This window comes from Methylobacterium nigriterrae, from assembly GCF_037106235.1.
GTDB lineage: Bacteria > Pseudomonadota > Alphaproteobacteria > Rhizobiales > Beijerinckiaceae > Methylobacterium > Methylobacterium nigriterrae.
Genome location: NZ_JBAWTG010000069.1, coordinates 1 through 25762 on the forward strand (window position 1 = coordinate 1; position 25762 = coordinate 25762).

Here is a 25762-nt window from a genome sequence, read left to right on the forward strand (position 1 = left end):
TGAGCCGTAGCGGCCCTTATGGCGCTCCTGAAGGCGTTGCACGTCGGCCAGCAACGCACGGTTCTCCCGGGCGCGGCGGCTCTCGGGCCGGGAGCGCCAGGCATAGTATCCGCTGGCCGAGACTTCGAGCACGCGGCACATGAGACGCACCGGCCAGGCGCCTCCATGCTGCTCGATGAAGCGAAACTTCATCTCGGCACCTCCGCGAAGATGCCGATGGCTTTTTTTAGCACGTCGCGCTCCATGCGCGTGCGGTCGAGCTCGCGCCGCAGGCGGGCGATCTCGGCGGCCTGATCAGCCGGAGAGGTCAGAGGTGAAGCCGCCGAAGGCTTAGGTCCATGGCTCACCGCCTGCGGCAGGCTACCCTGCAGGCTCGCGCGCCAGGCCCGCAGCATCGAGGGCTGGATGCCAAGCTCGGCTGCAATCTGCATTTGCGGTCGGCCGCTGCTCTCCAGAAGGGCCACCGCCTCGCGCTTGAACTCCGGCGTGAACGTTCGTTTCGTTGTCCCCATCAGACACCTTCCAGCCCCCATGGGAGCGTAGCAGAGGTGTCCACTCATTCAGAGGAGGATCACATCCGCCTCGCCCTGCGAGAGCTTGAGGTAGTCGCTCGCCTTGCGTTCAGCGATCTGAGCGCCAGCGATGCACTCAGCCAGAGCCTTCTGAATTTGAGGCGGAAGATTCTCGTTCACCTGAGCGGTTCCTGGCATGGAGCGCGTCTCCCTGTAAGCCGGCGTCTAATCGGGCCGTCTTTGAAGCGTTGTGTGAGACATCCTCATTGTGCGGGATGTCTGCTTGGCGTGTGAAATGGTGAAGCTCCCACGAGCACACTGGGAGCCTAGGATCGTGCTGAGGCTGCATGCGTGCACGCAGCCGCCGAGGCTGGTATACCAAGCGGAGTTTCTGACTATAACCTTTGTTGCAGGCTCGTGACGATTCCTGCTTGCGCCAGTGGCAATGTGGTCGTGCATTACCGGCGGAACGATGTGCGCGGGACCAGCGAGGGCTCATCGCTCCCGCGTGCCAGAAGCGGAGTGGCACCGCGCTGCCCTGCAAGGTCGCTCCGCACGAGCGACGATAATGGGCATGGATGTCTCTGACCCACGCAAAACCCGGCCTGTCGCACCAGCCTGAGACCGTCGCCTGCCGGGCTCGTCAATCGCTAACGCGCGCTACCGCGGAATGGAGGCACAATCAAAGCGAGGTGTTGCTCGGCTACAGCGGCGCCCGATGCAGCCGGTCCCTCATCGGGGGTAGCCGTTGCGTGTGGGCCGCCTCATCGCAGTCCAACCTATAGGTTTGAGGCAAGACGGGGAGTATTCGTTGCCCTTGGCCTACAGACGCCTGCGCCCAGCCCCAAGCAGATATCCCAGCAAAACCAATACTAATCCGTACTAATTTGAACTGTGGTAATTATGGCTTCGATCCGCAGAAGGCGGGTTCGACCCATCATTTGATCGCGACTTGTCCTGCATCTGGCTGGTCTCAATGGGTCGCCATTGGCAACTCACGAGGGTTCATGTCTGCTCGACAGGAGGCCGCGCACGCGGCACATCGCATCCCGAACGCCAGCGCTCGGGTTAATCTTCATCTCGATCCCGCTGCGGTCAGACAGGTGCTCAGGAGCTTAGAGTCTGTGCTCGACCGGGCCTTCCGGCCGGCGCTGGAAGCACCTCTGCCCGATGACGTAGCAGCCCTCATTGACAAGCTTCATGCAGGCCCGCTCGGCCGCTCGCGCGGCAACACTCGGAGACGGGCCGCGTGATGGCAGGCTGAGAGCGCCTCAAGGTGCCACCGTCTCCGCCAGCATCGGCCAGATGGTTCGGTTCATCACTCCAGTGGCCCAGACAGCGCAGAACCAAGAGGGCGACCTGCTGGACAATGCTCTGCGCGAGGATGTGCAACGCACAGGCACTGACTGTTCAGGGCTGGGCCGCTGCATGCCGAGCCCCACAGGGCCAACACGTTGAAGATCGTCGGAGTGCGCCATGACTTGGATGAGAACAGCGCCCATTGCCTCGACGGCGGATACGGGCTCACATACCAGTTCTTGCGCGGTAGGTGCGCGCCAGCACGACGGCGGCCTGCCAGAGGGCCAGGGACGGCAGCCACGTCCGACGCCGCTTGCGACGCTCCTGCGTGCCCTTGATGGGCTGCTGGCGGCAGAGGATGTGCCCGCGGTGGAGGATGCTGACCGGGAGGTCTGGAGCTACCTGTCGGCCTTCCACGGCCTCACCGATCAAGCCGAGGCATTGCACAACCTTGCTGAGGCGTTCGAACCGCGGTGCACCACATCACCGCGCCATGGCATGATCTGCACCCTCATCGCGCAGCATCGGCGCAGACTGGCCGGTGCTGCGCTGTAGATCTGCGACCGTGCCGGCTCGCAGTTTCGCTGAGTCGGCATCATCGCGTTTGGCCGCAGCCGCGTGAGCTTCCATTGAGGTTTGGTGGCTGCCAAAGCAGCCATTCTGCTCTTCCTGTCCGGCCAAGCTAATGATCTCCGGCGGCCTCCCTTGATTTCTGGGCGAAAATCATGAATTAGGCCCACGAGTGGCTAAGAACACCGGAAAAGAAAATGTCAGAATCGACTCAGGGCACTGCGCCCGAATTCATCGAATTGGCCGCCGACATCGTCTCGGCATATGTCTCCAACAATCCCGTTCCTGTGGCAGAGCTTCCGGCGCTCATCGGAAGCGTTCACGCGGCGCTGAATGGCCTCGCTCAGGGGACCTCGCAGGCTGCCGCTTCTGAGGAGCAGGTCGAGAAGGCGACGCCGTCGCAGGTCCGCAAGTCGGTCACGCCGGACGCGCTGATCTCCTTCATCGACGGCAAGCCCTACAAGACGCTGAAGCGGCATCTCACCGGCCACGGGCTCGACCCCTACAGCTACCGGGCCCGCTTCGGCCTGCCGGCCGACTACCCGATGGTCGCCGCAAACTACGCCGCCCAGCGCTCGGAACTCGCCAAAGCCATCGGGCTCGGACGGGCTGGCGCTCCGGCGGAGCAGACCAGCGGCCGTGGCCGCCGGGCGGCATAACAAGGATCTCCATCTTTGGGCATCTGCCGGCATTCGAGCACGGTGCCCAGAGCAGTCATGCGCAGCCCATAGCTGTGGGACCCGGCTGCATGAAATACAACGCCGGTACAGTAGGCGCAGGCGCTTGCTGGCTCAGCCGTCCCTCACTCCAGCCCATCAGGTTCTGCGCGCCTGAGTTCCAGCCCGTGATGCGACCGCTCAGGTCGGTGGTGAAAATGGCATAATCGCTGGCACTCTCAACCGCGAGACAATAGCGCGCCTCGCTGGCCGCCAGAGCCGCACGGCTGGCCGTGAGTTCGGCGACCGTTTGCTCCAACTCGGCCGAGCGTGCCTGCTACAGCGCAAGCGCCGCCCGCAAGTCAGCGACCTCCTGCTCATAGCCTACGGTTGCAGCCGGAACATCATCGACGGTGCGTCGGACCGCCTCATCGAGTGAACGGCGTAAGCGGCCTATCTCGGCCTCAAGCTCAGCCTCACGGTCGTGGCGTCCCTGAGCAGCTTGGGCGGATTCGTGCACGATGAACTCCAACGGGGCCACCATCCGGGTAGCTAGCGGTTAGCTTGCGCGCAATGAATGAACTTTGAGCCTACTTTGCGACGCCCTGGCTGTCGCATGCGACCACAGGGCCGGTCGGCAGTGGAGGTAACACAGGTGGGTTCGTCGCTCTGCTCGAAAGGCTTCCGAACTCTCAACGGAGGTGAGGATTTTCTGGGCCGCCAAGCGTGCATCCGCTCTACGCTATGGGGCGTGTACACAAGACAGCGGCTTAGCAAAGCAACACACCTACAACCTTGGCTTTTGCCAACGCTTCAGGCGGCGGGCGAGAGGGGCTGGGCTTGAGCCGCGTTGCGCCTAGATCGGGGTCTCTGTCTACAAACACACAGGCCCCTTCGATGGTGGCCGTTCGGGAGGGGGCTCAGGTAGTGCATTCCGGTGCCGATGACAGGCCCGCTGTGATCCTCGTCGTTGAGGACGAGGTGCTGGTCCGTATGATTGCCACCGACATCCTCGTGGATGCCGGCTATTGTGTTCTCGAAGCGCGTGATGCTGAGGAGGCTGTCGTCCTGCTCGGCGAACGGACCGACGTGGATCTGGTGGTCACCGACTTCGAGATGCCGGGTGCAATCGACGGCCTCAAGCTCGCTCACATCATTCACGAGCGCTTACCGCACGTCCCGACTCTCCTGATCTCCGGGAGAATGCGCCCGGCAGCCGCCGATCTTCCGCCCGGTGGCCGCTTTCTCGGAAAGCCGTTCCGTTCCTCGGGGTTGGTCGATGCCGTTCAGAAATGCCTCGGGACAGGCGATGGGGCCATGTAAAGGCTTCTGTGCACTTGCAGAAGGTCAGCGGCTACCCCGATGCCTGAACCAGATGAGATTTGACTGACCAGATCACCACCAGAACCATTCAGATTCCATGGCATCCCAGGCTGCGTGCCTAATCCACGCCGTCAGTTGCCGGTTATGCGAGGCGGTTCAATCCGCTCGATGCGTTGCACTCCTTGCCAGAGTTCCACAGCGTGGTCCTCGGCCATTGCGCGAGCGATATCTTTCGCCATGTCATCGCCGGCCGCCATCAAGCTCTCGACCCTGATGACCTCGTTTCGCGTGTTCAGGATCACCGCCCGATAGCTTGACAGCGAAGGCGGGCCATTGGGCTGTTCCGGACTGACGGGAGCATCTACCTGGAGTGCACCCTGTCTGACCGGACAGGCGGCGGGGTAGGTTTAGGCACTCCGGCTGAGGAACTCTCTGGGCAAGCGCATGAGCTGCCCCAGGCCATCCCGCTGCTCGATCAACTGCCGGGCGTGCCCAAGTGGGTGGTGGGCGACCGGGGCTACACCAGCCATCGCTTCCGCGAGCACATCTGGCGCATGGGTGCACGGCCTGCGATCCCGCCGCAGCGGCATGAGGCGCCCGTCGCTTGCCCGGAGTGGATCTACACCAACCGTAACCGGGTCGAGCGTCTCTGGGCGCGATTGAAGGAGTGGCGCGCTGTTGCCACGCGATACGAGAAGACCACCACCAGCTTCGCTGGTGTCCTCTACCTTGCCGCCGCACTCGACTGGCTCAAGTCATAACAGGCCGTAGAACCGGATCGTATTGTCCTCTATCCAGCGCGAATGAGCTTCCCGGCTCCGTTCCGCTTCTCTTTCCCTACAAGCCCTGTCTTCCTGATCGCGGGCTTCCTGTAGGCTCTCTCTATGACGACGTTCTGCGGCGCTGTTGGCGGCATAGGCCGCAGCCGCTGCGGCGGCGATGGCGGCGCTCTCCCGTGCCTGCCTCTCGACCTCCCGCTTATCCTCACGTCGCTGCGCCTCCAGTTGTGGCAGCTCGTCCTTCGCAACCTTCAGGAATGCAGCTGCGGCGAAGTGGCCGTGTCTGGAGAAGCGTTCAACGATCTCTACGGGCGAGTCGTAACTCGCCTTGATGAACCTCTTAGTAAGGTCCAGAGCGAGAACGGCATAGTCGTTGCTGGTCTGCCTGCATCCATTTGCGATTTGCGTAAGAATGAAATCGGATGCAGCTGCATTTCGAAGACGTTCAGCTTCCTTTCTTGCTCTCTCCTTCCTGGCGCTTCGTACCCAGAGGTATATGCAGCCTGCAAGAACGGCCCAGAATATGGCCCAGCCGAAGCTCATAGCAACCTCCTAAGATGAAGCGGACGATATTCATCGATGCGGGATTGATCATCCATTATGTCAGTAATTGACTCAGATACACTTGGGTGCTTACCGCGAGCTAAGCACCCGCGACACGGCGGCAGGCGACAGCCGAGGGCCACCGAACGACAGACTCACCTCTCCTGGCCGGTATGCCTTGCCCAACACTTCAAGAGGATTTCCGTCCAAATCACAGCGCAGAGCCGAATCCGGCGTGTAATTGATGATGAGTCCGAGCGCCTTGCCGAAGAACATGACGTGCCGCCCGCCGTCCGAGCGGGGCATCGTCTTCTCGGGCAGAGCATCCACAGCCTGCTGGACGAATGTGAGCGGCGAGCGGGACTGATCGAAGAAGATCATGAGCCAGCGCCCCGCCCCGCCCGTAAAGCCGCAGATGCAGATCTGCGTGGGCACCGTGTACTCGGTCTGGATCACGGCATGCGGACAGAAGCTTGCTCTCCAAGCGGCATCCTCGGCCTCACGCGCGCGACGGCGCTGCTCCTCGGCTTCGAGCTCCCATTGGGCTAAAAGTCGCTCTGTGTCGGCAATGGCCTGCACGACCACGTCCGCCGGAAGTTCGAGGGCACCCGACAAGCGCCAGAGGGCGAAGCGGCTCTTTGCGCTGAATGGCAGACCGTTGCACAGGGCGTATACCCGCCCAGCAGCCTTGGCCGGGTTTGTATTGCCGAGGCGGCGGCCGAGCGCCTCATCGCTCAGGCCCAGTTCCCGCATGCGGCTCTGGATGAGTTCAGCTAAGGGCGTGCGGCCAGACATCAGCGCCTCCATTCCGGTTCGTTCTGGAAGGCTGGCGCTTCCGGCTACTCTTGCTGACACCCGTCAGCCGCATCCCACTTTCGTGGAACCACCTTGCCGCCGAAGGGCAGGTTGGTGAGAGGCCAGCTCTCGTCTTAATGCTTGGGATAAAATACCGAAGAATGGAGAAGAAGTCAAGCAATAGGGCTCCTGTGGCCCATTGCGGACGTCAACGAGACCCATCCATGCCCATTTTAATGTGGGTATTGCCCGTCGCTGCATGAGCATTGCTCACAAGCCTCGGGATGATCACCGCCCGCTGGCTGCCCCGCCCTGCATTGCCGACTGCAGAGCCGCATCGGCGTACGGCGTCTCGGCCCCGCGCATGACGATCTCGCCGATCCGAGTCACGCTCCCCGACGCGGCGAACAAGACCACGAGCTTCGTGCGGTCCGGCTTGAAGCAGGCTCGGTGAAGAGAACTGTGATTGCGAAGCCACTAACCCCGTATTCTTGTGCTCGGCGCAACGGATGCGATAGCGCGGCCATAAGTCCTGGACTGCTGCGCCGCCGCAGACTTCGCAGTCCTGCAGCGAGCGCGCTTCAGTGCGACCTGTACCAAGACTCTGGAACACGGAGCGGGGTGCGCTTTTGTTTCTTCTATTGATCATCCCAGCGCATCCGAAACCGGAGGCAGAACCACGTCAAGAGGCGAATGGCAGAGCTCGCCTGGGATCACCTGCAAATCGCGTAAAATGGAGACACGTTCTGAGCCTTGAATAGCGATCCGCTGCTCAAGTATCTTTCTATGACTCGCCAAGGCATCGAGCTATATTGCGTCTGATCACGAATTGTGGCCGCGCATATTCTTGTGAAGCGTAGCTGTGCGAACTGCCTGACGACCTGCTCCCAGGCTAATTGCACCTCGGCAGAAAATCCGGTCGGATGATCGCCTGACGCGCAATCGCTGGCGGCAGTTCACAACCATTGATGAGAAGGTCGCCTTCTCAGCCAAGATGATGCCGAGGAATTCTTGTAACGTTTTTCCTGCTTTCTCTCTTATAGGAATTTCGTTACACGTTTTTTCTGCCTACATGTACCGTGCCGGAGAGGCGACTCTCCTGCTCATGGTTGTGCCCGAAATCGGCATTGTGGCCGTCGCGACGGCCCAGGTCACCACGACAATCCTTCGAGTCGGGGTGGATGACTCAGGACACGTGGGCGGAAGGCACGCGTCGTCCAGCGTACCCTCCGTGGAAGGGCAGGGGACAAGTCGCTGCTCTAAGTCGCCGATCCAGCTCGCGTGCGCTTCGCCATAACCTCTCGGCAACCTCCTTTGGTCGTGATCACAGGATCCAAGACCCTGAGGTGCCCCATAAGCATCACGATCCTTGATCCGATCAGCGGACAGCTCATCACAATTCCCATGCCCAAACCACGTCCTCGTCTGACCGAGCCGTAATCGCCGAGATGTACGTACGGTCCTGCACTTTATGAGGAACGCTAAAGCTTGGCCTTGAGTTGCCATACCATGAGGGCAAGCACGGCCATCGTGGGCACATCGGTGCTGTCGGCGATCCTGCTGACGGCAGGTCTTCGCGTCGCTCTGTTGGGCGATCCGGAACCGGCCCCGCTCGTGGTCGCAGCCGCCGTTGACACGGCCGTCGCACCTTCTGCCGGAAACGACCATACGAGCGCCACTCATCCCGTACGTGAATGGGCCGATCCCCCATCGCGCATTGAGCGCGCTCCGGCGGGTGACGCGACCACCGCCTCGTTCGCAATCGGTCCAGCCGAGCCTGACACTACCGGCACGCTGGTTCGGCGAGCTGAGGCGGATACGCTCTCCCGCGCTTCCGCTCCAGTACGGCCGACGCCAGTGCATGAGTTCACTGGGCCCAGGCGGGCGAGCAGACCGGAGAAGGCAAAGCGACCCATGATGGCGCGAGCGGCCCGAAAGACGGAGCAGCGGCAACTGAAATCCGTTGGACCGACACCGACCACTGCGGCTCAACCTGCAACTGCGGTCCCCGAGCCCCAGCCAGTCGCCATGGCTGGTCCACTCGGCGACATCTTGCGCGGCTTGGGCTTCATGGACGGCCCTGCTCAGCAACGCTGACGAGATGGCAATCCGGATGACGGGGTAGGATCAAATTGCACACGCTCGGGGCTTAGCGTCAGTCCTGCTATCCTACGCCTTCTGATCGGCTCCCCGGGGAAGTGGCGCTCCGGCGATGCGTCACAGCGGGAAAGCTTGATCCAGCTGCCGCAACTCGTCCGGGCCAAGCCTCAGGCTCAGGGCCGCTGCATTCTCGCGCACATGGGCAACCGATCCAGATTCAGGGATTGCGATCACGCTTCCAGAGCGCATCGCCCACGACAGCGCGACGGCTGCCGAGCTCTGACCCTGCGAAGAGGCGATGCGCTGCACAGCCGGGTTCCGCAAAACACTCGAGCCTTCACCACCGAGCGGGGAATAGGCCATGATCGGCATGCGGTGTTGCAGGCACCACGGCAGGACATCCCGCTCGACCCTCCGGTCGGCCAAGCTGTAGGGCACCTGATTAGTCCCGCACCGCTCGCCTGCCGGGAGGCGGAACAGCTGATCCAGTTCGGCAACCCCGAAGTTCGAGACGCCCCATCGCCGGATCTGGCCACCAGCCCGCAATTGCTCGAACGTGTCGACGACTACTGCCAGATCCTTCGCGCGGTCAGGCCAATGCAGCAGGTACAAGTCGAGGTGATCGGTGCCGAGGCGGGCGAGGCTGGCGGAGCAGGCGCTCTGGATGCCCGCTCGGGTCGCGTGCGAGGGCCATACTTTCGAGACCAGGAAGACCTCATCGCGCCGGCCCTTAATCACACGCCCGATCAGGTGTTCAGCTTCACCGTCGCCGTAGATCTCCGCGGTGTCGATGAGCGTCAAGCCGAGGGCAAGGCCGGTGCTCATCGCCTCCTCCTCCTCAGCTACGGGATGCCGCCCCTGGCCGAGGCGCGCTGATCCCTGTCCCAGGGCCGGCACGACCGTGCCATCGCTCAGAGAAACGGTTTGCGCGGCCGCGCTCGTGGCGCTGCGTGGCAGACTCACAGCCGAGATCAGGCCCGCACCGTATAGGGCAAAGCGGCGTCGCGTGGTCGCATTCATGGCACTCTCCGACCTTCGTGGCGGATCGGACAAGTGTACACGCCCTCGGCTGGAGACCGCAGGGATGGTGGATGCCCGCTACGAGAAGTGCTCGATCCCAGTGCGAAACGGCGGCGGAGGAGCCGTTGTTCGGCACCCCGCCTGCGGGCCAGAATGGGCAGCAATACTTGGCACTCTCATGCAACAATTGCGTTTGTCGCGAAGCGGCCATTTGCAGTGAGTGAAGGTCTAGTCCTGGCCGATAGCGGTCCGTCTGCTTTGGAGCTCAAGCTGTGAGTAAGCAGACGCCACCCTTCGGCCTGTGCCGTCCTGCAGCAGGCCTTCGCGAGCGATGCTCCAGCAGGGTCTGAAACGTCAGTGCGTCGGCCGTTCCAGAATGCCGGACGACCTGTGCGAAACGAGGCAGGTCGGCTTGAGGGACGTTCCGTTGGGGCAAGCCCGGCCGGAACAGCGGCCTAGGCGCCCTCAGCATCGCCCTTAGGTCAGCGCCAGCCAGTTCGGCCTCCTCACGCACACTCGGCACGGTCTTCTGATCCGGCGAACGTTGAAGGAAGACGCACCGCCGCCCGGATCCTTCACTTGCGATCAGGTCCGGCCGCGAGACAATCTGCCCTTGTCCCTTGAAGCGGTTGCTAAAATTCTGGCGCCCCGGGCACGTCCGTTGGCCGCAAGAGACAACTCAGCCCCTTGAAGTACGCCGCAGAGTAGCTATAGTAATAGACACCATGTGTATTTCGGGTCGTCTTCTGAATCAGAGAGCTGGCCGCCTCGTCGCAGGCCGCTGAAACCCCGTAGCCGGCCAACGCCAAGCGTTCGGCCGCTCGGGGTGACGATCTCCCGACCTTCTCGTCCAAACATCAAAATGGCCGTTCGTCCGTGGCGGGAAGCCACGGCGCGCGACAGCATCAGCGCGGCTTCCCGTTGGCCGCGACAGGCATGGCCGTTCCAATATCTTACAGAGAGATCACGCACATGAGACCGCCTGCCGTTCGCGACCCGACGAGGGTGCTCCCTACGCCAAAGCCACGCCCAGCAACGTGCTCGGAGGCCACGGGCGGCTCGCCTGTGGAACCGCCCGACACGGCCGTCGGTCTGACGACGTCTGAGTGGCGGCCGGAGAACCCCAACATCGACAGGATGGAGCTTCGCCGCATCGTCATCGAGATCCTGGGCTGAGTGTTGCTCGGCCGTCTTCGCATGGACCGGCATGGCTTCTTGCTCATCCGCTCGGCTACCGGGCGGTCCACCCATCCAGATCCTGCAACTCAACAGGAGGTCGGCATGAAACCTTGTCGCATCGACGCGCCCATCGTCGTGCAAAGCTCCAGCATCGCTCTGGGCAACGCGTTGCGGCATCGCGCATGTACGGGCATCGAGCGCCTCGCCTCGAAGTATTTCGGCCGGCTCAACGCCGCGACGATCTACTTCAGCCGCGAGGGCAAGGGGTACCGCTGCACGGTCAACGTCGACATGGGGCCGCGGCGGGTCATCACCGGGGAGGCCCGCGGTGCGTCCTGCCACGGCGTTCTCGATAGCGCCCTGCGGAGGGCGGCGACGCGGCTGAGGCGGTTGAAGCGCTCCCTTCGGGACGACAAGTTCCCCCGGTTCGGCGGCCTGCCGGGTCTGAATCCCGCTCCGGCCCCGTTTCGGAACGCGGGCGTTCCTCGCCGCGGGCATCGGTTCGCGACCGTGCCGCCCGATCTTCGTCTCGCCCTCGCGGGGTGTGATGGGCTTGATGCAGCCGATTGGGAGTTCGGGTTGAAATGTCCCTCACCGCAAGTGGAGGTGAGTCATTGCAGGGAACAGGCTTGGTGCGCCGCATAGGAAGGTGCTCGGAAGTCAATGGAGGCCCATCCTATAGTGGAGCTACTCACCCTGCCATAAACGATTGACTGGACAGTTGAAGATCTAAGAGGAGTGGCCATATCCATGATTGTCATGTTCTCGCTGGATCGCTCCCTCAACATGAGAGCCGGCCGCCACGTCGCAGGCCGCTAGCCCCCGACGCTGGCGAGCGAAAGCTCGCCGCTCGGGGCAATGACGGTCCATCTCAGCTAGCTCGACACTTCAGAAACAGCTTCAAGGCTGCCGCATCGGTGGCCGAGCGTGCGCGGACCCTGTCCGCGAACGCGGAAGCGCATGTCGAGCTCACTTCCACTCAGGCTCCAGCCGACATCATTCCGCTTAGGAGGAGGCTCATGCGTATTCTCGTCGCCACCGACTTTTCACCCCGCTCGCAGCGCGCCGTGCGTCGCGCCGGCATCCTGGCCGCTCAGACCAGGGGGGACGTTATCCTCATGCATGTTGTGGAAAGCGCCGGTCGTCCTGAAGTCGCACGGGATCTCCGCGAGGCGCAACGCATGACCGCCGAGCAGATCGCCGTTGTGCCGGAACTTCTCCACGTCCCGTGTAAGCCTCTCGTCCTCGGGGGGGGCCCTCCCGACTTGATCCTCAATGCGGCATTGTCTCACGACGCAGACCTGATCATGGCCGGCGCGCCGCACAGGGCGGGAGCACGCAGTTCCAGGCGGACCGTTCGGAGCCTGATCCGCAATGGACGCCGCCCGGTCCTCGTGGTCAGTCGATCCGCCGCGGGGTCCTACACGCGGATCATGGTCCCGGTCGACTTCTCGGATGCTTCCACACGCGCCCTGCGGAGCGCGGCATCGCTCGAGCTCGCGGACGGTGCTGACGTCACTGTCGTGCACGCATTCGAAGCACCGGGGAAGCCGAAGCTGTCGGCGTTCGGCGTCGCGCGCGAGCAGATCGACAGCTACGTCGAGAACTGGCGCTCCTCGTTTGCGGAGGAGTTCGATGCCTTCCTTGAGGTCGACGGTCTCGCGGCGCGGGATTGGTCGAGGCGGGTGGAAGAGGGCCCGCCTCAGGACGTGATCGTGCGCCTTGCCGAGCAGATGCCCTCGGATCTCGTTGTCATGGGCACCCATGCCAGGACCGGGGTTAGGAAGGCGCTTCTCGGAAGCGTCACCGAGGACGTCCTCGCCACCGGAGGCGTGGACGTGCTGGTGGTCCCGCCGCATCCGCTCGGTCTCGGCGAACGGCCGCGGCTGCTTACGCCTGCTCCAACGGTCTGGGCCGAGCAGCTAGCCTCCAGAATTGCAGCTCCATAGGCAGCTATGACTGGCGCGACCGTTAGAACAGGTTGTGGGCGCCTGAGGGCTCGGCATATGTAGCCACGGTGATGTACTTCGGCCGATGGAGGGATCATCGTTGCCGAGCCCACAGTCTCGCCTAGCGCGGTCCCGGCGTCAGGGCCGCTCGCCGGCCCCAGATAGGTGGCTACACTCTGGCGATATTCGGTCCGGCGAGAACGGCATTGTGCAGATCCCAGACGACTGTTCCGAGCTCCCGAAACGGCGGGATTAGAAGTTTATCCTGAGAATATTCAGGAAAACTGCGCAAGCCCTCCTGTATGGCGGCACGTCGCGCTCGCAGATGCCGTTCTATATTCTCATGACTTCCATTGGGCTGTGGGGCGTCTATTGGCTCGTGTTGTGAACACGGCCACCCTAGGCTTCACGATCTGCTCTGGAGAGGTTGTGAGGCGTCCTTTCCTGCGAAGCGTCCTGTATGCATGAGCGCTTGTTGCACCAGAACCATCGGAAATTTGCTGTGGCGGCCGATGCACGAAATCTACTTCGTGCGCAGATATGCGATAATCGCCGTCAGGAATATGCCCAAAAACATCAGCAATCTGATCAGCTTGACTATAATCGCACGCTTTGAAGCTGAACGGCTTTGAATGCCATCTACGCCGTCCCGCTGGCTGCGAGAACGCAAGTCGGCCATGGCGAACTCCCAAGATCAGTGTGGAGCCTGGATGTCGGGCAGAGGCATCCTGCAGCAGGCCTCCAGGTGCGATCGGAACGGCAGATGGGGTTGATGCGAAATTGCATTATTCCGGGCGGTCGAGCTGTTTGACAGCAGGGGTTGAATGCCCGAGTTATAGCACATGGTGGAATACGTAGCCTTCAGCCGAATTCGGCAGCGCGCCGGGCAGCTTATCCTGGGCAAGTAGCCCCGAGTTCGCGTCACAACGCGAGCTCGGGGTCGCGTGCGACGACCCGAGAGGCTGAAGCCTCGGTCAGCACGCTTTGAAGCACGTCCCCCATTCATGCCGACGACCGAGGGTGAGAACGCGCCCGAGCTGCGCATTGCGGTTCGAGCTCGGCAGCATCCCTGAAGGTCCACGCCGAAGACGGAAGCATGATGCCGCACGGCTCGAAGGATCGAAGGTGTATTTCCTTCGCCGAAGTGCGGAGATCTCCGGGGGCGGCGGCAAGTCGGCAGGCGTAGAGCACTTCACAATGCTACACACCACCTCGAACGCACCGAGCGAGAATCCCCGGACCCTCGAGCGCGCGATCGGCCATCAGATCCGCCTGCTCCGACGCGAGCGCGACCTCTCGGTGGCCGATCTCGGGGCGGCGGCCGGCATCTCGCCGGGCATGATCTCGAAGATGGAGAACGGCCAGATCTCGCCCTCGCTCGCCTCGATCAACGCGGTGGCAAGCGCGCTCAACGTGCCGATCACCGCCCTGTTCTCGGCCTTCGAGGAGAGCCGCGACTGCTCCTACGTCAAGCGCGGCCAGGGCGTGGTGATCGAGCGGCGTGGCACCAAGGTCGGCCACATCTACGAACTCCTCGGCGCGGGCCTGCGCGGCGAGCTCGTGGTCGAGCCCTACCTGATCACGCTGGAGGCGGATGCCGAGCCCTATACGGGCTTTCGGCACAGCGGCATCGAGTTCATCTACATGCTCACCGGCGAGGTCAGCTATCGCCACGCCGACCAGGACTACCATCTGCGCCCCGGCGACGCCCTGATGTTCGACCCGCAGGCCCTGCACGGGCCGGCAAAGCTCCTCAAGACACCGATGACCTACCTGTCGGCTGTCGTCTATCCGCAACCTTAGAATGGCGTCTTGGATGTGAAACAACTTGGCTCATCCTTTAGCACAGCAGCCGATATGATCGTATTTGCCGGCCTCAGCCTAGGGTTGGACGAGGTCCGCAGTCTGATCTCGACTGAGGTGCACCCTCCGGTTGAGGCTGGCGACCTCAGCGTGCTGCCCACCGGGTGCACGGCGGTCATCATTGATGGTGTTCTCGATCCCGAGACCATACTGACTTCCGATGAAATCGAGGATGCACTCGCCCGAGGCGTCACGGTCAGCGGTGCCGGAAGCGTCGGAGCATGGCGGGCGGCAGAACTTGCTGACGCCGGCATGATCGGCAAGGGGTGGGTGTACGATACATATCGTTCCGGCCGGATCAGCGGAACGGACGAGATCGCCCTCCTCTACGACCCGGCCGCCCTGACGGCGTTGACCGTCCCGTTGATCAGCTTGCGGCACGCGCTTGAGGATGCAGCCCGTCGGGGTGCTTTGCCCCGTATGACGGCGAAGTCGGCGATGGCAACCGCCCGCGACATCCCGCTGGCGAACCGGGATCTGGATACCCTGACTTCCCGCCTTTCGGGCCATCTACCCCCCGGGTGGCTCACTAGGGTGCTGGGAAGCAGGATGGAGCTTCGGCTGGACATCAAGGCCGTCGACGCACGTCTCCTGATCCGACACGCTGCTTCCGGCGGCAGTTCAAGTCCTACCCGGGCGCGAGTTCGTCATGCCGATACGTCGAGCTCCCGCTGCCCTCCTAGCAGAAGTCGGCATTCATGAAGACCTTTTCGTCCCATCGCCTCGACGCGCAGGGAAACAATCCGCAGAACTTGGTGTCGATCGTCGCGAGGATCTGCGAAGATATGCAATCCGCGTCCGATCGCGGCCAGGTCGCGTCATACATCCCAAGTCTTGAGCGGGTCGGTCCGGAGCATTTCGGAATGGCAGTCGCGACGGCGGATGGCGGCATCGTCCTCGGCGGCAGCGTTGACATCGACTTCTCGATTCAATCCATTTCGAAAGTCTTCGCTCTGACGCTTGCGCTCGGAAAGGTCGGCGACGAGTTGTGGAAGCGGGTCGGGCGAGAGCCGTCCGGCACGGCATTCAACTCGATCGTGCAACTCGAGCAGGAAGCCGGCATTCCCCGCAACCCGTTCATCAATGCGGGCGCGATCGTCGTGACGGACGTCAATCTCGCGGGATACCGGCCCCGCGAAGCCCTTGGAGAACTTCTGCGTTTCGTCCGCTACCTAGCCGAGGACGAAACGATTGCGATCGACAAAGTAGTCGCGCGGTCCGAGGCGCAGACAGGCTTTCGCAACATCGCTCTTGCAAATTACATGCGCGCGTTCGGAAATCTCGTGCATCCAGTCGAACTCGTGCTCGGAACATACTTCCACCAGTGCGCGATCGCCATGACGTGCAGGCAACTCGCTCTCGCCGGTCGGTACCTGATGTTGGATGGCTGCCATCCCGACGGCGGCCGCGTCGTTCCGGAACGGCGGGCTCGCCGGATCAACGCATTGATGCTCACTTGCGGACACTACGATGCATCGGGCGATTTCGCCTTTCGTGTCGGGATGCCAGGCAAGTCGGGAGTCGGCGGCGGCATCCTGGCCATCGTGCCGGGCTCTGCCTCCATTGCGGTATGGTCGCCGGGTCTGAACGAGAACGGGAATTCGAAATTGGGGTCTCTGGCCCTCGAATGTCTCGCTGAGGCTACGGGCTGGTCGGTCTTCAGTTCAAGACTTCAACCCGCGCGCTAGTTCGGTGTCCGCTCGGTTTCGATGGAACTCGATCATTCGAGGAGTAGGCGATTGTCCGCGACCTTGCTGTTCCGCCACGATTCCGATGCACGGATTTCGCGCGCTCCGTCCCAGGAACGTTCTCTGGGGCACGACCAGATGCCCGCAGATGCAACACTGAGGAGTGCCTCACCTCGGGAAGGCGAAGCGATCTCCGATCATGGCCTCCCTTGCCGATCCGACCGCTTGCTTCCGCGAGCGTCATGCGGGCCGCCGAGCGCAGGTATGAGGGTCTTGTTCCGCCAAGGGCTGAGGCGCCGAAGACCGCCGGTGTGCAGGTGCAGGGACCGGATCCGTACCGCCGGCAGCCGACCTGCACGGACAGCTTCGTTTCCCTCTCGTTGCCGCCTTCCACGTCACCAGCCACCTTGAACGGAGTCCAGCCAGAGCCTGAACCTCTGCCCTCCCGCTGGAAAGGTTGACCAACGGCAATGCCGCACGAACTGCTTCTCATCGCCGTCGTGATGCTGCCCTTCGTGGGGAGCTGTCTTGCGGCGCTGCTGCAATCCAACGCTCGCAATGCGGAGACGTGGCTAGCCGGCGCGACCGCTCTCACCTGCCTGGTTCTGGTCTCGGCGGCCTTTCCAGCCGTTGCAGCCGGAGGCGTCGTCCGAAGCAAGATGGAGTGGCTGCCCGAGTTTGGCCTCGACTTCACGTTGCGGATGGACGGCTTCGCCTGGATGTTCGCCGTGCTGATCACCGGAATCGGCTTCCTGGTCGTATTATACGCGCGCTACTACATGTCTCCGGCCGATCCCGTGCCGCGATTTTTCTCCTTTCTGCTCGCGTTCATGGGCGCGATGCTCGGCATCGTGTTGTCGGGCAACATGATTCAACTCGTCTTCTTTTGGGAGCTGACCAGCCTCTTCTCCTTCCTTCTGATCGGCTACTGGCACCAGAGCGCTCCCGCTCGCGATGGTGCGCGCATGGCGCTGACCATTACCTCCGCCGGCGGACTCTGCCTGTTTGCCGGAGTGCTTCTGGTAGGACACATCGTCGGCACCTACGATCTCGACCGGGTGCTGGCATCGGGGAACCTGATCCGATCCCACCATCTCTACGTTCCTGCCCTTCTGCTCGTTCTCCTCGGCGCGCTCACCAAAAGCGCGCAGTTCCCGTTCCACTTCTGGCTGCCGCACGCCATGGCGGCTCCGACCCCGGTTTCTGCGTATCTGCATTCCGCCACGATGGTGAAAGCCGGCGTGTTCCTGCTCATCCGCCTATGGCCTGCGCTTGGAGGAACCGACGAGTGGCTCTGGCTCGTCGGATCCGCCGGCCTGATCACGTTCATACTCGGCGCGTACATCGCGATCTTCCAGCAGGATCTCAAAGGATTGCTGGCGTACTCGACCATCAGCCATCTCGGGCTGATCACGCTCCTGATTGGGCTCGACGCACCACTGGGCATCGTCGCCGCGATCTTCCACATCCTGAACCACGCGACCTTCAAGGCGTCGCTGTTCATGGCGGCAGGCATCATCGATCACGAGAGCGGCACACGCGACATCCGGCGTCTCAGCGGGCTGTGGCGGTTCATGCCGGTCACCGCGACTCTGGCGATGGTCGCGGCGGCGGCCATGGCAGGCGTCCCTCTGCTGAACGGGTTCCTGTCGAAGGAGATGTTCTTCGCAGAGACTATCGAGACCCACAACGGCTCCCTCCTCGATGACGCGCTGCCCTACATCGTCACCTTGGCCAGTACCTGCACCGTCGCATACTCATTGCGCTTCATCCGCGACGTGTTCTTCGGCCCCGCACCGACCGGTCTGCCGCGCACTCCTCACGAGCCACCTCGGTGGATGAGGTTTCCCGTCGAGCTGCTGGTGCTGGCTTGTCTCGTAGTCGGGATCATCCCGTCCATGACGGTCGGGCCAGCGCTGGACGCGGCTGCACGTGCGGTCCTTGGAGGTGAGACGCCCGAATACAGCCTCGCCGTCTGGCACGGCTTCACCCCAGAACTGCTCATGAGCATCCTCGCCATGAGCGGCGGCGTGGCGCTCTATTTCGCGTTGCACGCCTACCTGCTGAGCGGCGTCGAGGGGCCGCCGCTTCTGCGCCATCTCAACGGGCAACGCATCTTCGAGCGCATCCTCGTCTTCTTGTCCTGGCGCCTGGCCAAGCGCCTGGAAAATCTGCTTGGTACGCGCCGTCTCCAGCCTCAGCTACGATTGATGGTGGGCATGGCGCTCCTCGCGGGGGCCGCGCCGTTTCACACGGGCGGGTTCTCGATGGGACATCCGGCGTCCGACATCGATCCCGGCTTCGCTCTGGTCTGGGTGGTGGGGGCCGCCTGCGCCATCGGCGCGGCCCATTTCGCCAAATTTCACCGCCTCGCCGCCCTCGTTCTGCTCGGAGGAGCCGGCCTCGTGGCCTGCGTCAGTTTCGTCTGGCTCTCCGCTCCCGATCTCGCCCTGACCCAGCTTGTCGTGGAGACGGTGACCACCGTGCTGCTTCTGCTCGGGTTGCGCTGGCTGCCAAAACGCATTCCCGAGGCCAGTGCAATGGGATGGTGGACGGAGCTGCTCCAATGGCACCGTGCTCGCGATCTGACCATCGCCCTCTGCGCCGGTGCCGCGGTGGCGGCCCTTGCCTATGCGGCGATGACGAGACCCATGCCCGACAGCATCTCGCGCTTCTTCGTCGAGAACGCCTACACGCAAGGCGGGGGCACCAACATCGTCAACGTCATCCTGGTAGACTTCCGCGGCTTCGACACGCTGGGCGAGATCACCGTCCTCGGCGTCGTGGCTCTCACAGTCTATGCCCTCCTGCGTCGATTCCGTCCTGCAGCCGAAAGCATTCCGCTGCCCGAGCAGCAGCGCATCCAAAACGCCTACGATGACGACCATCCGGAACGTGCAACCGGCGACACCATCGCAGATGCCATGGCCGTCCCCGCGTTGATCATGAGGCTCATGTTCCCGGTGATCGGCGTCGTCGCCCTGTTCTTCTTCCTGCGAGGACACGATCTTCCGGGCGGCGGGTTCGTGGCAGGCCTGACGATGGCGGTCGCCTTCATCCTGCAGTACATGGCCGGCGGCACCCATTGGTTCGAGGCGCGCCTTCGGATCCTGCCGCTGCGCTGGATGGGATTCGGCCTGCTGGTCGCGGCCGGAACAGGGGCCGCGGCCTGGCTGTTCGCGCGTCCCTTCCTGACCTCTTACTTCACATATGCGAACGTACCGCTGATCGGTTCCGTACCCCTGGCAAGCGTGCTTCTGTTCGATCTCGGCGTGTTCTCGCTCGTCGTCGGCGCCACCGTGCTGATGCTGATCGCGATCGCGCATCAATCGGTGCGAAGCCACCGAGCGGCACCACAAGCACGGGGACCTGGGCCACAGCCGACGCGTCGCACGATGGAGGTGGAGTGATGGAGATCATCCTCGCCCTTGGCATCGGGACACTCGTCGGTGCGGGCGTCTGGCTGATCCTGCGACCACGTACCTTCCAGGTGATCATCGGCCTCTCACTGCTTTCCTACGCGATCAACCTCTTCATCCTCGCGATGGGGCGATTGCGGATCGGCGCGCCTCCCGTCCTTGCGACGCGGGGAGCCGGCAACCCCTTGCTCTACGCCGATCCTCTGCCGCAGGCCCTGGTACTCACCGCCATCGTGATCAGCTTCGCAACGACGGCACTTTTCCTCGTGGTGCTGTTGGCCTCGCGGGGGCTGACGGGGACCGACCACGTGGACGGCCGGGAGCGGGACTCGTGAGCCGCTTCGCCGACCACCTGCTTGCCGCGCCCGTCGTGGTGCCGCTCCTCGCAGGAGCCCTCATGCTTCTCTTGAACGAGCGCCGACGCGCCTGGAAGGCCGCGATCAGTCTCGCCTCGACCTTCGCGTTGGTGGTCGTAGCGATCGTCATTCTCAATGCCATCGACTCGCCGCCGAATCGTGCCGGATCGGCCGGGGTGTACCGCCTCGGCGCTTGGCCGGCGCCGTTCGCCATTGTGCTGGTCGCGGATCGCCTCGCGGCGCTCATGCTGCTCCTGACGAGTGTCCTGGCATCCGCCTCGCTACTCTTCTCGCTCGCCCGGTGGCACCGCGTCGGCGCGCATTTCCACTCGCTGTTCCAGTTCCTGCTGATGGGCCTCGACGGCGCCTTCCTCACAGGCGATCTGTTCAACTTGTTCGTCTTCTTCGAACTGCTCTTGGCGGCATCCTACGGCCTTGCACTGCACGGTTCGGGCGCCTTGCGTGTCAGAGCCGGACTTCACTACATCGCGATCAACTTGGCTGCCTCGCTCCTGTTCCTGGTCGGGGTGAGCCTGATCTACGGCGTCACCGGCACGCTCAACATGGCGGATCTCGCCATCCGCATTCCGGCCGTCGCGCCAGAGAACCGACCCTTGCTGGAAGCCGGAGCCGGAATTCTCGGGATCGTCTTCCTCCTCAAGGCGGGCATGTGGCCGCTCTGCTTCTGGCTGCCGACGACCTACGCCGCCGTGGCGGCGCCGGTTGCGGCGATCTTCGCGATCATGACCAAGGTCGGCGTCTACATCGTGCTGCGGCTCTGGCTGCTCCTGTTCGGCGTCGAGGCCGGAGCATCGACGCAATTAGGCGGAGACTGGCTGCTGTTCGGCGGCATGGCGACGGTCGCCTTCGGCGTCATCGGGACCTTGGCGTCGCAGGACTTGGCGAGACTGACTGCCTTTTCCGTGCTCGTGTCCTCGGGCACCGTGCTCGCTGCAATCGGCATGGGGCAGGTCGGGGTGACGACCGGAGCGTTGTTCTACCTCGTCAGCTCGACGCTTGGCCTCGGTGCCTTGTTCCTGTTGGTCGAGCTTACAGAGCGCGGACGCGAGCCGGGTGCGGACGTGCTCGCTGTGACGCGGGAAGCTTACGGAGAAGAGGACGTCGATGGGGAGGAAGAGATCGGTGTCGCTATCCCAGCCACCATGGCCCTGCTGGGCCTCGCGTTCATCGGTTGTGCGTTGGTCGTTTCCGGTCTTCCGCCGCTGTCCGGCTTCATCGCCAAGTTCGCGCTTCTGAGCGCCGCACTCAATCCACTCGGGACGAACGCGAGCAGCGGGCCGATCTCCGGTGCGTCATGGGCCCTGCTCGCGATGCTGATCCTGTCCGGGTTGGCAACACTTATCGCGATGGTCCGCGCGGGCATCCGCACCTTCTGGGCGGCGCCCGACCGCACCATCCCGCGGGTCCGGGTGATCGAAATGGCGCCGGTTGGCATCCTCATCATCCTGTGCGGGATTTTGACGATCCAGGCCGGGCCGATCATGCGCTACATGCGGGACGCCGCTGAGATGCTGCATACGCCCCGATCTTACATCGGCGACGTGCTACCGCCGTCCGTCCCGGAAGCTCGCGGAGCGGACCGGTCATGACGTGGCTCCTGCCGTTCCCGTTCGTGTCCGCCGGTCTTCTGGCCGTCTGGCTCCTGCTCAACCAAGCGCTTTCGGTGGGCCATATTCTAATCGGCAGTGCGGTGGCGCTGGCCGGGGGATGGGCGTTGGCGGTGCTGCGGCCACCCAAGGCCCGCTTCCGGCGGCCAGCCGCCATCTTCCGGCTCTCGTCGATGGTTCTGGCCGACATCGTCCGGTCGAACATCGCCGTAGCCTCGATCATCCTGGGTCAGGGACGGCAGAAGCGGACCTCAGGCTTCGTGAACATTCCTCTCGAATTGCGCGATCCCTATGGGCTGATGGTGCTGGCGTGCATCATCACTTCGACCCCCGGTACTCTCTGGGTGGACTTCGATCCGGCGAAAGGCGTTTTGATGATCCACGTCCTCGATCTGGTGGATGAAAGCGGATGGACGCGCACGATCAAGGATCGCTACGAGATGCCTCTGCTGGAGATTTTCGCATGAGCACCAGCATATTGACGGCATCGCTGCTCATGGCACACGGGCTCTTGGCCATGGGCATGGGATGCGCCGCGTTCCGGATGCTTCGAGGCCCGAGGGCGCAAGACCGCGTGGCGGGTCTCGACGCCCTCTACGTCAACGCCATGCTGCTGCTTCTCACCTTCGGCATTCGATCCGGCATGTCGCTCTACTTCGAGGCAGCCCTCGTCGTCGCCGTGCTCGGCTTCGTCGGGACCGTGGCTCTCGCCAAGTTCCTGCTGCGGGGAGAAGTGATCGAATGAGCGGGGCCGCTGAACTACCTGCCTGGGCTGCGCTGCTGACGGCCACACTGGTCCTGATCGGTGCAGCTGTGACCCTGATCGGCTCGATCGGGCTATTGCGGCTCGGAAGCTTCTACGAACGGGCTCACGCACCTACCCTCGGAACGACGCTCGGGACCGGCTGTATCGTGGTGGCTTCGATGGTCTATTTCTCGGTGTTGCAGACCCGACCCGTGATGCACGAACTGTTGATCGCGATCTTCGTCGCTGTGACGACACCGGTCACGCTGATGCTGCTGGTGCGGGCGGCGCTGTATCGCGACCGGTCGGAAGATGCGGGTGGGATTCCAGGACCGGATCGCTCCTGAAGCGCGGGAGCCGACAACCGGCTCGCCTCCACCGGGGTAGAGACCTTAATGGCCCCCCGTCCAGCGCCGAGCTACCAAAAGGACGAGTGCAGAATGGGCTGGTCGCTCCCGATCGGCGTGGTGAAGGGCACGGTCATCCGCGTCCACATCACGTTCCTGCTCTTCCTCGTCTGGATCGGCGTGGCCGCCTTTGCCCGAGGCGGTCAAGGTGCCGCATTGCAGAGCGTCGTCTACATCGTGCTCCTTTTCCTCTGTGTGCTCCTGCACGAGTTCGGGCATGTCTTCGCGGCCCGCCGCTACGGCATCCGAACGCCCGACATCACGCTACTGCCGATCGGCGGCGTCGCCCGCCTCGAACGCATCCCGGACAAGCCCCTGCAGGAACTCGTCGTGGCTCTTGCCGGGCCTGCCGTGAACATCGCCATCGCGCTCCTGCTCTTCCTGACTCTGGGCGGCTTGGCATCGGATGCCGGAACGGAGGTGGCCAACCCCGGTGTCAGTCTGCTGGAGCGTCTCCTCTGGGTGAACCTGTTCCTCGTCGTGTTCAACCTGATCCCAGCTTTCCCAATGGATGGTGGTCGCGTGTTGCGCGCCATCCTCGCGCACCGTCTCGGCTATGCGCGTGGCACTCAGATCGCCTCACGGGTGGGGCAGGCGCTGGCCTTCGCGTTCGGCCTCTGGAGCCTGCTCGGGGGCAATCCGCTGCTGATGTTCATCGCGCTGTTCGTCTATCTCGGTGCCGCCTCCGAGGCCCATGCGGTTCAGATGCAGCAGGTCTCGCGAGGCTTGCTGGCCGCGGACGCGATGATCACCCACTTCGAGAGCCTACGGGCCGGCAGCGTGGTCGAGGATGCCGTGCGCTGCCTCATCGCCACGACGCAGCATGAGTTTCCGGTCGTAGACGGTGCGGGGCAGTTGCGGGGTGTGCTCACGCGAGACGACATGATCCGTGCTCTGCGCGAGCGCGGCCCGGAGACGCCGGTGCTTGAGGTGATGCGCTCGGACGTTCCGATGGTGCGGGACCGCCAGCTGCTCGAGGACGCCCTGCGGTTGATGCAGGAGAAGCAGCTGCCCGCAGTCGGCGTGGCGAATGAAACAGGCCGGCTCGTGGGCCTGATCACGCCTGAAAACGTCGGCGAGATGATGATGGTCTTGTCTGCGCGCCCTGAGTGGCGCCCGCCGCTCGTTCCTCGCATCCGACGCTCCACATGATCAGGCCGGGCTCCTCTTCGAAGGCAGTCAGAGCAAACTCTTCGGCAGCACGCTTGAGCCACGCCTGCGATATCCGCGGCGCTGGTCACGACTAGGAGCCGGTATCGGGCTAGCGTCACAGCACGCACCCGCCACCAAACTCGCAGCGCGCCAGCGTGACCCGCTGTTGAACGCTCAGCGGCTGTTCCCGCTCACCCGTCCGTTCGATCCTATGGGGGGTGGGTCCCATCTCTCCTGCAGTCGCGTCTCTTCCGGTCCGGGAGCCATTATGCCCGGCTGCAAGCGCGCTTTGCGCAAAAGAGAGCCTCAGCGCAAGCCGGAACAACGGGCCACGAGCCCACAAGCTGGGCTGCAACAATGACCGCTTTTGAGATGCCGTTCGGAACGCCTGAGTGGCTGGAATGGGCGCAAAGCCGAACGTCCGGTCCTACGCGTGAGGGCGATCCGGCGTGACGTAGTCTGGCCGAAAACCGCCGCTCCGCTTCGGAGAATGTTTGCCAGAAAAGCTGACGGGCTTTTGCCGGCCGAGGCCTGCCATTCGACAATCTTCGGCCTTGCGGCTGCAGGCGATACGTCCTCTTCCGCGAAGGTGCGTTCTGGCCTGCCATCGCGTAGCTTGCCCCGCACTCCGGAATAGCGTCGGATGCCGGCCGACCACTGAGACGCTTCTTAGGCGGTCTTGGCAGGCAGGGCGAAGAGATCGATGAAGGACTGTGCGAGATCGGCATCGCCAGCGAAGGCGAGCGTTCCGCCCAGACCATCTCTAGCCAGAGGCGCCTTGCCATAGATCGTGCGGCGCAGCGCCATCGTATCTCCGGTGAAGGCGAGGTCGGGCGCCTCCATGACACCACGGCTCACGCAGATCTCGCCGCCCGTCACTGTCGCGATAAAATCCTCGCCGGGGAAATGAAAGGCAACTGAGACAGCCAGTCCCGCGGCGCGCTCTCGATCGATCAGGGCCTGGAGCGACATCATGGCTGAAGCCGCCGACATGAACAGGCTCGGATCATGCCGCGGCGAGCGGGCCGCCCAGCGGCCAAGGTCGCGCATCAACGGCGCGGCCTCACGGCCCCACTCCGTCAAGTCGTAGACCTGCACGTTGGCTGGCGACGGCAGCCGGAAGCGGCGGACGATTCCTGCATCTTCCAGGCTTTCCAGGCGCTGTGTCAGCACGTTGGCGCTGATGCCTGGAAGGTTTGCCCGAATCTCGCCGAAGCGGCGGGGACCGAAGACGAGTTCGCGCATGATCAGCAGCGACCAACGCTCCCCGATGAACTCCAGGGCGAGGGCAGTGCCGCAAGCGTCGTCGTACCGACGCTCTCGTGGCGCAGATGCCTCACTAGTTACTTCTTCTGACTGCATGGTTGCTTTGTATAACCGAGAATGCCAGCCTGGGCAAAGCGGGGCCGTAAGTGGTGCTGCGATGCGGCCAACGCGCTCGTTGTCACGGAGGAATGGGTCTGATGCCAACTGTCGAGGGTAAACCCATCTGGTTCGAATTGAACGCGGCCGACCAGGACGCGGCACAAGCCTTCTACGAGGCTGTCGCCGGCTGGCGCATCACGCCCGTCCCCGATGCCGGAGCATGGCGGCTACCGGGTCGCGGAGGCTGACGGGAAGGCCGTGGCCGGGATCCGGCGGTCGATGCCCGCAGCTCCCGGCTTTCCCGGCTGGGCAGTCTACCTCGCGACCCGCGACGTCGACGCCACGGTCTCCCGGGTGGTGGGTCTCGGCGGCCAGATCCGGTTCGGGCCTGTCGACATCCCCCATGTCGGCCGC

25 protein-coding genes, 2 pseudogenes and 1 riboswitch are annotated in these 25762 nt (G+C 63.4%); of the genes and pseudogenes, 17 read left to right on the top strand and 10 right to left on the bottom strand.

Features of this window, described 5'->3' with window-relative positions; all coding sequences use genetic code 11:
• Positions 1-512: pseudogene (locus WDW90_RS24925) on the bottom strand (transposase); the annotation flags it as partial.
• 48 nt (positions 513-560) lie between these two features.
• A complete protein-coding gene (locus WDW90_RS24930; protein WP_336490180.1) occupies positions 561-692 on the bottom strand; it encodes a hypothetical protein in 132 nt (43 codons plus the stop codon).
• A 1488-nt stretch (positions 693-2180) separates the two neighbouring features.
• Between WDW90_RS24930 and WDW90_RS24935 the strand changes: the two genes are divergently transcribed.
• A complete protein-coding gene (locus WDW90_RS24935; protein WP_336490181.1) occupies positions 2181-2366 on the top strand; it encodes a hypothetical protein in 186 nt (61 codons plus the stop codon).
• Positions 2367-2578: 212 nt separating this feature from the next.
• Positions 2579-3040 carry a Ros/MucR family transcriptional regulator gene (locus WDW90_RS24940; RefSeq protein ID WP_336490182.1) on the top strand — a complete coding sequence of 154 codons (462 nt, stop codon included), beginning with the start codon at positions 2579-2581 and terminating at the stop codon, positions 3038-3040.
• A 55-nt stretch (positions 3041-3095) separates the two neighbouring features.
• Here WDW90_RS24940 and WDW90_RS24945 read toward each other — a convergent pair whose 3' ends face one another.
• Positions 3096-3356, bottom strand: a complete 261-nt coding sequence (locus WDW90_RS24945; RefSeq protein ID WP_336490183.1) for a PAS domain S-box protein — start codon at positions 3354-3356, stop codon at positions 3096-3098.
• Between the two features lie 18 nt (positions 3357-3374).
• On the bottom strand, positions 3375-3569 hold the full coding sequence (locus WDW90_RS24950; RefSeq protein WP_336490185.1) for a hypothetical protein: 195 nt from the start codon (positions 3567-3569) through the stop codon (positions 3375-3377).
• A gap of 425 nt (positions 3570-3994) precedes the next feature.
• Between WDW90_RS24950 and WDW90_RS24955 the strand changes: the two genes are divergently transcribed.
• Positions 3995-4360: a response regulator gene (locus tag WDW90_RS24955; protein WP_336490186.1), complete on the top strand. Its 366-nt coding sequence runs from the start codon at positions 3995-3997 to the stop codon at positions 4358-4360.
• A 131-nt stretch (positions 4361-4491) separates the two neighbouring features.
• Here the strand turns inward: WDW90_RS24955 and WDW90_RS24960 are convergent, their stop codons facing one another.
• Positions 4492-4662, bottom strand: coding sequence for a hypothetical protein (locus WDW90_RS24960; RefSeq protein ID WP_336490187.1), 171 nt, complete (start codon positions 4660-4662; stop codon positions 4492-4494).
• Positions 4663-4791: 129 nt separating this feature from the next.
• Here WDW90_RS24960 and WDW90_RS24965 point away from each other — a divergent pair.
• A pseudogene (locus WDW90_RS24965) lies at positions 4792-5121 on the top strand (transposase); the annotation flags it as partial.
• Here the strand turns inward: WDW90_RS24965 and WDW90_RS24970 are convergent.
• From WDW90_RS24970 to WDW90_RS24980, 3 genes are all read right to left on the bottom strand, one after another.
• On the bottom strand, positions 5116-5682 hold the full coding sequence (locus WDW90_RS24970; protein ID WP_336490188.1) for a hypothetical protein: 567 nt from the start codon (positions 5680-5682) through the stop codon (positions 5116-5118). The pseudogene WDW90_RS24965 and the gene WDW90_RS24970 overlap by 6 nt on opposite strands.
• Before the next feature lie 90 nt (positions 5683-5772).
• Positions 5773-6489 (bottom strand): hypothetical protein, encoded by a 717-nt coding sequence (locus WDW90_RS24975; RefSeq protein WP_336490189.1) that lies wholly within the window; start codon positions 6487-6489, stop codon positions 5773-5775.
• Between the two features lie 24 nt (positions 6490-6513).
• Positions 6514-6623: riboswitch (SAM-I-IV-variant riboswitch) on the bottom strand.
• Positions 6624-8694: 2071 nt separating this feature from the next.
• Complete coding sequence (locus WDW90_RS24980) at positions 8695-9597, bottom strand: aldo/keto reductase (RefSeq protein ID WP_336490190.1); 903 nt, start codon at positions 9595-9597, stop codon at positions 8695-8697.
• Between the two features lie 1197 nt (positions 9598-10794).
• Between WDW90_RS24980 and WDW90_RS24985 the strand changes: the two genes are divergently transcribed.
• On the top strand, positions 10795-11421 hold the full coding sequence (locus tag WDW90_RS24985) for an HPF/RaiA family ribosome-associated protein (protein ID WP_336490192.1): 627 nt from the start codon (positions 10795-10797) through the stop codon (positions 11419-11421).
• A 272-nt stretch (positions 11422-11693) separates the two neighbouring features.
• The gene (locus WDW90_RS24990; RefSeq protein ID WP_336490193.1) at positions 11694-12725 is read left to right on the top strand and encodes a universal stress protein; all 1032 of its coding nucleotides are present in this window, start codon (positions 11694-11696) and stop codon (positions 12723-12725) included.
• A gap of 523 nt (positions 12726-13248) precedes the next feature.
• Here WDW90_RS24990 and WDW90_RS24995 read toward each other — a convergent pair.
• Positions 13249-13404: a hypothetical protein gene (locus tag WDW90_RS24995; protein WP_336490194.1), complete on the bottom strand. Its 156-nt coding sequence runs from the start codon at positions 13402-13404 to the stop codon at positions 13249-13251.
• A gap of 518 nt (positions 13405-13922) precedes the next feature.
• On the opposite strand from WDW90_RS24995, the gene WDW90_RS25000 reads away from it, so the two are divergent.
• From WDW90_RS25000 to WDW90_RS25045, 10 genes are all read left to right on the top strand, one after another.
• The gene (locus WDW90_RS25000) at positions 13923-14528 is read left to right on the top strand and encodes a helix-turn-helix domain-containing protein (protein WP_336490195.1); all 606 of its coding nucleotides are present in this window, start codon (positions 13923-13925) and stop codon (positions 14526-14528) included.
• A 15-nt stretch (positions 14529-14543) separates the two neighbouring features.
• On the top strand, positions 14544-15290 hold the full coding sequence (locus WDW90_RS25005; RefSeq protein ID WP_336490207.1) for a TfuA-like protein: 747 nt from the start codon (positions 14544-14546) through the stop codon (positions 15288-15290).
• Positions 15287-16276 carry a glutaminase gene (locus WDW90_RS25010; RefSeq protein WP_336490196.1) on the top strand — a complete coding sequence of 330 codons (990 nt, stop codon included), beginning with the start codon at positions 15287-15289 and terminating at the stop codon, positions 16274-16276. Before WDW90_RS25005 ends, WDW90_RS25010 begins: the two co-directional genes overlap by 4 nt.
• Positions 16277-16746: 470 nt before the next feature.
• Positions 16747-19686 (top strand): monovalent cation/H+ antiporter subunit A, encoded by a 2940-nt coding sequence (locus tag WDW90_RS25015; protein ID WP_336490197.1) that lies wholly within the window; start codon positions 16747-16749, stop codon positions 19684-19686.
• Positions 19686-20030 (top strand): Na+/H+ antiporter subunit C, encoded by a 345-nt coding sequence (locus WDW90_RS25020; RefSeq protein ID WP_336490198.1) that lies wholly within the window; start codon positions 19686-19688, stop codon positions 20028-20030. The genes WDW90_RS25015 and WDW90_RS25020 overlap by 1 nt, the downstream gene beginning before the upstream one ends.
• The gene (locus tag WDW90_RS25025) at positions 20027-21661 is read left to right on the top strand and encodes a monovalent cation/H+ antiporter subunit D (protein ID WP_336490199.1); all 1635 of its coding nucleotides are present in this window, start codon (positions 20027-20029) and stop codon (positions 21659-21661) included. The genes WDW90_RS25020 and WDW90_RS25025 overlap by 4 nt, the downstream gene beginning before the upstream one ends.
• On the top strand, positions 21658-22146 hold the full coding sequence (locus tag WDW90_RS25030) for a Na+/H+ antiporter subunit E (RefSeq protein WP_336490200.1): 489 nt from the start codon (positions 21658-21660) through the stop codon (positions 22144-22146). Before WDW90_RS25025 ends, WDW90_RS25030 begins: the two co-directional genes overlap by 4 nt.
• Entirely contained in the window at positions 22143-22424 is a 282-nt protein-coding gene (locus WDW90_RS25035; protein ID WP_336490201.1) for a K+/H+ antiporter subunit F, read from the top strand. The genes WDW90_RS25030 and WDW90_RS25035 overlap by 4 nt, the downstream gene beginning before the upstream one ends.
• Entirely contained in the window at positions 22421-22771 is a 351-nt protein-coding gene (gene mnhG / locus WDW90_RS25040; RefSeq protein ID WP_336490202.1) for a monovalent cation/H(+) antiporter subunit G, read from the top strand. The genes WDW90_RS25035 and mnhG overlap by 4 nt, the downstream gene beginning before the upstream one ends.
• A gap of 93 nt (positions 22772-22864) precedes the next feature.
• The gene (locus WDW90_RS25045) at positions 22865-23983 is read left to right on the top strand and encodes a site-2 protease family protein (RefSeq protein WP_336490203.1); all 1119 of its coding nucleotides are present in this window, start codon (positions 22865-22867) and stop codon (positions 23981-23983) included.
• 669 nt (positions 23984-24652) lie between these two features.
• Here WDW90_RS25045 and WDW90_RS25050 read toward each other — a convergent pair.
• Positions 24653-25345, bottom strand: a complete 693-nt coding sequence (locus tag WDW90_RS25050; RefSeq protein ID WP_336490205.1) for a winged helix-turn-helix transcriptional regulator — start codon at positions 25343-25345, stop codon at positions 24653-24655.
• A 101-nt stretch (positions 25346-25446) separates the two neighbouring features.
• Between WDW90_RS25050 and WDW90_RS25055 the strand changes: the two genes are divergently transcribed.
• Positions 25447-25596 (top strand): hypothetical protein, encoded by a 150-nt coding sequence (locus WDW90_RS25055; protein ID WP_336490206.1) that lies wholly within the window; start codon positions 25447-25449, stop codon positions 25594-25596.
• Positions 25597-25762 lie beyond the last annotated feature (166 nt).